Source organism: Streptomyces sp. LMG1-1-1.1 (assembly GCF_040815545.1).
Taxonomy (GTDB): Bacteria; Actinomycetota; Actinomycetes; order Streptomycetales; family Streptomycetaceae; genus Streptomyces.
The window spans coordinates 39,141-45,239 of the sequence record NZ_JBFPNH010000048.1; the positions used below are offsets into that span (position 1 = coordinate 39,141).

The 6,099-nt window shown below is 71.2% G+C and carries 5 protein-coding genes and 1 pseudogene; 1 reads left to right on the forward strand and 5 read right to left on the reverse strand.

Annotated features, from left to right (window positions below; translation table 11 throughout):
• Window positions 1–23: 23 nt before the first annotated feature.
• From MRBLMG1_RS27060 to rimP, 5 genes are all read right to left on the reverse strand, one after another.
• Window positions 24–317 carry a DUF503 domain-containing protein gene (locus MRBLMG1_RS27060; RefSeq protein WP_367826736.1) on the reverse strand — a complete coding sequence of 98 codons (294 nt, stop codon included), beginning with the start codon at window positions 315–317 and terminating at the stop codon, window positions 24–26.
• A gap of 150 nt (window positions 318–467) precedes the next feature.
• Window positions 468–3,566, reverse strand: a complete 3,099-nt coding sequence (infB, locus tag MRBLMG1_RS27065) for a translation initiation factor IF-2 (protein WP_367826737.1) — start codon at window positions 3,564–3,566, stop codon at window positions 468–470.
• Window positions 3,567–3,711: 145 nt separating this feature from the next.
• Window positions 3,712–3,993: a YlxR family protein gene (locus MRBLMG1_RS27070; protein ID WP_078905268.1), complete on the reverse strand. Its 282-nt coding sequence runs from the start codon at window positions 3,991–3,993 to the stop codon at window positions 3,712–3,714.
• A gap of 74 nt (window positions 3,994–4,067) precedes the next feature.
• Entirely contained in the window at window positions 4,068–5,063 is a 996-nt protein-coding gene (nusA, locus tag MRBLMG1_RS27075) for a transcription termination factor NusA (protein ID WP_367826738.1), read from the reverse strand.
• Between the two features lie 2 nt (window positions 5,064–5,065).
• Window positions 5,066–5,563, reverse strand: coding sequence for a ribosome maturation factor RimP (gene rimP / locus MRBLMG1_RS27080; protein ID WP_367826739.1), 498 nt, complete (start codon window positions 5,561–5,563; stop codon window positions 5,066–5,068).
• A gap of 168 nt (window positions 5,564–5,731) precedes the next feature.
• Here rimP and MRBLMG1_RS27085 point away from each other — a divergent pair.
• A pseudogene (locus MRBLMG1_RS27085) lies at window positions 5,732–6,099 on the forward strand (hypothetical protein); the annotation flags it as partial.

The following is a 6,099-nucleotide window of genomic DNA, read 5'->3' on the forward strand; positions in this document are numbered from 1 at the left end:
TTCTCCTTCTTTGCCTTGCTCAATCAGTCTTCATCAGTGTGGAGCCTGCGGCGCACCGACAGCAGCTCCACTTCGGGACGCGCGGCGACGAGCCGCTCGCAGCGGTCGAGCACGTCCGACAGGAATCCGTGGTCCCCGGACACCAGCGCGACGCCCAGCCGGGCCCTGCGATGGAGGTCCTGGTCGCCCACCTCGGCCGCGCTCACGGAGAACTTGCGCTGGAGCTCGGCGACGATGGGCCGGACGACGGAGCGTTTCTCCTTCAACGAATGAACGTCGCCGAGGAGCAGATCGAAGGACAGAGTCCCCACGTACATGTGGTGCCGGATGTCCCGCCGGTTCGGGTTCGGTGGCCTGCCGGGCCGTCGCTCGGCAGGGACACCAGAACCGTACACGCAACGGCCGGGGCCGATCGACGGAATAACTTCCGCCGACCGGCCCCGACTCACCTGCATGATCGGACGCGATCAGGCGCGCGGCTTCTCGCGCATCTCGTACGTCGCGATGACGTCGTCGATCTTGATGTCGTTGAAGTTTCCGAGGTTGATACCGCCCTCGAAGCCTTCGCGGATCTCGGTGACGTCGTCCTTGAAGCGGCGCAGACCGTGGATCGTGAGGTCCTCGGCGATGACCTTGCCGTCGCGGACGAGGCGCGCCTTGGTGTTGCGCTTGACCTCGCCGGAGCGGATGAGGACACCGGCGATGTTGCCCAGCTTGGACGAGCGGAAGACCTCGCGGATCTCCGCCGTGCCGAGCTCGACCTCTTCGTACTCCGGCTTGAGGAGGCCCTTGAGCGCCGCCTCGATCTCCTCGATCGCCTGGTAGATGACCGAGTAGTACCGGACGTCGACGCCCTCGCGCTCCGCCATCTGCGCGGCACGGCCGGCCGCACGGACGTTGTAGCCGATGACGATGGCGTCGGAGCCCATGGCCAGGTCGATGTCCGACTCCGTGACCGCACCCACACCGCGGTGCAGGACGCGGATGTCGACCTCTTCGCCGACGTCGAGCTGGAGCAGCGAAGCCTCCAGGGCCTCGACCGCACCGGACGCGTCGCCCTTGATGATGAGGTTGAGTTCCTGGACGAGACCGGCCTTGAGCACCTTGTCGAGGTCCTCGAGGGACACCCGGCGGACGCGCTTGGCGAAGGCGGCGTTGCGCTCACGCGCAGCGCGCTTCTCGGCGATCTGACGCGCCGTGCGGTCCTCGTCGACCACCAGGAGGTTGTCGCCGGCACCCGGGACGTTGGTGAGACCGAGCACCAGGACGGGAGTCGACGGGGTCGCCTCCTCGACGTTGTTGCCCTTGTCGTCGAGCATCGCCCGGACGCGGCCGTACGCGTCGCCGACCACCACGGTGTCGCCGATGCGCAGCGTTCCGCGCTGGACCAGGACGGTCGAGACGGCACCGCGACCGCGGTCGAGGTGGGACTCGATCGCAATACCCTGCGCGTCCTGATCCGGGTTGGCCCGGAGGTCGAGCGAGGCGTCCGCGGTGAGGACCACGGCCTCCAGCAGGGAGTCGATGTGCAGACCCTGCTTGGCGGAGATGTCGACGAACATCGTGTCGCCGCCGTACTCCTCGGCCACCAGACCGAACTCGGTCAGCTGACCGCGGACCTTGGTCGGGTCGGCACCCTCGACGTCGATCTTGTTGACCGCGACGACGATCGGGACGCCGGCGGCCTTGGCGTGGTTGAGCGCCTCGATCGTCTGCGGCATGACGCCGTCGTTGGCCGCGACCACGAGGATCGCGATGTCGGTCGACTTCGCACCACGGGCACGCATGGCGGTGAACGCCTCGTGACCCGGGGTGTCGATGAAGGTGATGCGACGCTCTTCGCCGTTGACCTCGGTACCCACCTGGTAGGCACCGATGTGCTGGGTGATGCCACCGGCCTCGCCCGCGACGACGTTCGTCTTGCGGATCGCGTCGAGAAGTCGGGTCTTACCGTGGTCGACGTGACCCATGACGGTGACGACCGGCGGACGGGAGACCAGAGCCTCTTCGCCGCCCTCGTCCTCGCCGAACTCGATGTCGAAGGACTCGAGGAGCTCGCGGTCCTCTTCCTCCGGCGAGACGATCTGAACGGTGTAGTTCATCTCCTCGCCGAGCATCGTCAGCGTGTCGTCGGAGACCGACTGCGTCGCCGTGACCATCTCGCCGAGGTTCATCATCACCGCGACGAGCGACGCCGGGTTGGCGCCGATCTTCTCGGCGAAGTCGGTGAGGGACGCACCGCGCGACAGGCGAATGACCTCGCCGCCACCGCGGGGAAGCATCACGCCGCCCACGGACGGGGCCTGCATGGCCTCGTACTCCTGGCGCCTCTGACGCTTCGACTTGCGACCACGACGCGCGGGACCGCCGGGGCGACCGAAGGCGCCCTGCGTGCCACCACGGCCACCCGGACCGCCGGGACGGCCACCGAAGCCGCCGGGACGACCGCCGAAGCCGCCGCCACCGCCGCCGGGACCACCCGGACGACCGCCGCCGCCACCACCGGGACCACCGGGACGGCCGGCGAAGCCGCCGCCACCGCCGCCGGGACCGGCCGGACGACCGGCGAAGCCGGGACGACCGCCGCCGCCACCGCCGGGACCACCCGGACGGCCGCCGGGGCCACCGGGACCACGACCGCCAGGACCGGGACGCGGGCCGGCAGCGGGACGCTGCGGCATCATGCCCGGGTTCGGACGGTTACCGCCGGGCGCGCCGCCCGGACGGGGAGCCTGCGGGCGCGGCATGCCACCGGGGGTGGGACGCGCGCCTCCCTGACCCTGCGGACGCGGGGCGCCACCGGGGCCGCCCTGCGGACGCGGAGCGCCCGGAACGGCGCCGGGGCCGCCCTGCGGACGCGGGGCGCCGCCACCGGGGCGGGGCGACTGCGGTCGCGCCATGCCGGTGGAGCCACCCGAGGTGAACGGGTTGTTGCCCGGACGCGGGCCGGCCGGACGGGCACCGCCCGGACGGGGGGCCTGCTGACCGCCGGGACGGGGAGCACCCTGACCCTGCGGGCGGGGAGCCTGCTGCCCCGGACGGGCGGGACGCTCGCCGGTGGGGCGGGGTCCCTGCGCGGCGCCACCGGGACGCTGACCGGCGGCGGGAGCCGACGGAGGCGCGGTGAACTCGGGGGCGGCCGGAGCCGGCGTGACCGGCTTGGGGGCGGGCTTCGGGCCCGGGCGGGGGCCCGAGGCGGCCGGAGCCGGAGAGGGGGTGCTGCTCGCGGGCGCGGCCGGAGTGACCGGAGCCGGCGCCGCAGGCGCGGCGGGGGCCGGCTTGGGGGCCGGGGCGCCGGGCTTCGGAGCAGCGGGACGTGCCGCGGCGGCCGGAGACGGCGCCGCGGGGGAGGGCGCCGCCTTGCGGGGCGCGCCGGGCTTGGCAGCGGTCTTGCCGGCGTTGCCGCCGGGACCCTGCAAAGCGTCAGTCAACTTGCGCACGACCGGCGCCTCGATTGTCGAGGACGCAGATCGGACGAATTCACCGAGTTCTTGGAGCTTGGCCATGACGACCTTGCTCTCCACACCGAACTCCTTGGCGAGTTCGTATACCCGGACCTTAGCCACATCGCTCCTTTTAGGTCCGGTTACCGCCGGACCGTTGCTACTTCATGGGCGTACTCATCGCGTACTCATCGAGTGCTCATCGCAATCTCGACCTACTTCCAACTCGCGAGGTACCTGACCGCACGGTGATCCGTGCCGTACTTCTTCACTGCGGTGCCGACCGCTCGACGTGGTGACGCAGTTCCGCCGTGTCGAGCGGGCCCTGGACCTTGAAGGCTCTGGGGAACGCCCGGCGGCGGACCGCGAGGTCGAGACAGACCACGGCGGGGTGCACGTACGCACCCCGGCCGGGCAGCGTACCGCGATCATCCGGAACACACTCGTCCTTGATCACCACGATCCGCAGCAGATCGCTCTTGGCCGCTCGCTCCCGACATCCCACACAGGTTCGTTCAGGGCATACGCGGGCTTGCGTCCGGCCAGACACGATTAAGTCTACCTCCCCGTACCGACCCCGCCCGTTTGGGGCAAGAATCGAACAGTTGTTGGCCAAAAACGGTCTCAGTCCTGGGGACCGGCCGGCTCCGTGTCCGGACGGATGTCGATCCGCCAGCCGGTGAGGCGCGCGGCGAGGCGGGCGTTCTGGCCCTCCTTGCCGATCGCCAGCGACAGCTGGTAGTCCGGCACCGTCACCCGGGCGGAACGGGCGGCCAGGTCGACGACCTCGACCTTGGAGACCCGCGCCGGGGAGAGCGCGTTCGCCACCATCTCGGCCGGGTCGTCCGACCAGTCGACGATGTCGATCTTCTCGCCGAGCAGCTCCGCCATCACGTTGCGGACGCGGCTGCCCATCGGGCCGATGCAGGCGCCCTTGGGGTTCAGGCCCGAACGGGTGGAACGGACGGCGATCTTGGTGCGGTGGCCGGCCTCACGGGCGATGGCGGCGATCTCGACGGAACCGTCGGCGATCTCCGGCACCTCCAGGGCGAACAGCTTCTTCACCAGATTGGGGTGGGTGCGCGAAAGGGTGACGGACGGACCGCGGACACCCTTGGCCACCCGGACGACGTACGTCCGCAGGCGCAGACCGTGCGTGTAGTCCTCGCCCGGCACCTGCTCCTGGACCGGGAGGATGGCCTCCAGCTTGTCGTCCAGACGGACCAGGACGTTCTTCGGGTCCTTGCCCTGCTGCACCACACCGGCGACGACATCGCCCTCGCGGCGCGCGTACTCGCCGAAGGTCACGTCGTTCTCGGCGTCCCGCAGCCGCTGCTGGATGACCTGGCGGGCGGTGCTCGCCGCGATCCGGCCGAAGTCCGACGGGGTGTCGTCGAAGTCCTTGGGCTCCTGGCCCTCCTCCAGCTCGGAGGGGTCTTCCTTCGCCCAGACCGTCACGTGACCGGTCTGCCGGTTCAGCTCCACGCGCGCGTGGCGGCGGGCGTCGGGGGTGCGGTGGTAGGCGATGAGGAGGGCCGACTCGATCGCCTCGACCAGCAGGTCGAAGGAGATCTCCTTCTCATGCGCCAAGCCCTTGAGAAGCTTCACGTCGATGTCCACGGCTACGCCTCCTCTTCCTTCTTGTCCTTGCGGTTGAACTCGATCTCGACACGCGCCTTGGCGATGTCGGCGAACGCGACCCGGCGGGCGGTGGGCTTGCGCCCCTTCACGCCCGGCACTTCGAGGTCGAGGCCGTCCTCGTCCACGGCGAGGACGCGGGCGACGAGGTCGCCCTCCTCGGCCAGCTGGAGCTTGACCAGGCGGCCGGTGGCCCGCACGTAGTGGCGGTGCTCGGTCAGGGGGCGGTCGGCGCCGGGGGAACTGACTTCGAGGACGTACTCGCCCTCGCCCATCGCGTCGGTCTCGTCGAGCTTCTCGGAGATCGCGCGGCTCAGCTCGGCACAGACGTCCAGCTCCACGCCCTCGTCCGAGTCGACGACGATCCGCAGCAGCCCGCGGCGGCCCGCCCGGGACACCTCGATCTCTTCCAGATCCAGGTCCTTCGCGGCGACGAGCGGCTCCACGAGTCCGCGCAGCCTGTCGCTCTGGGTGGTGCTCATCCGGGTGACTCCTCGGCCGCGTGTGCTGTTGTGGGTTCGTCGCGTGTCAGACCAAAGGGTATCCGGTCCCGGAGGGTGTTGCCGTCCACCGCCCCGGGGCCCGCGGGTACGCTCGCCTGCGGTGATCTCGACGATCTTCGACGACGGACGACAGCCGAGGGAGAAGGCGTGACGACGACGGGCAGGCGCGCGCTCCTGGTGGCGGGCGCGGCGGCGGGAGCGGCGGCCCTCGCCGGCTGCGGCTCCCCCTCCGACGGCGGCACGCCGCCGCCGCCGAGCGCCGCCGAACGGGAGGCCGAACGGGTGGCCCGCGCCGAGGCGGCGCTCCGACGACGCGCCGTCACCTCCGCACGCGGCCTGCTGGAACGTTACGACGCCACCCTCGCCGCGCACCCCGCCCTCGCACCCCGCCTCACCCCGCTGCGGCGCTCGGCGGCGGCCCACGCGACGGCCCTCGGCGAAGGCGGCACGACGGAGACCCCCGCGCCGGCCCCCGCGAAGGCCACCACCGCGCCGTCCGCCGGCCCGTCCACCAC

What these genes read in the sequence shown, in the direction of transcription:
- rimP (WP_367826739.1), bottom strand. Translation starts at nt 5,563, where the DNA reads ATGAGCACCACCCAGAGCGACAGGCTGCGCGGACTCGTGGAGCCGCTC.
- MRBLMG1_RS27060 (WP_367826736.1), bottom strand. Translation starts at nt 317, where the DNA reads ATGTACGTGGGGACTCTGTCCTTCGATCTGCTCCTCGGCGACGTTCAT.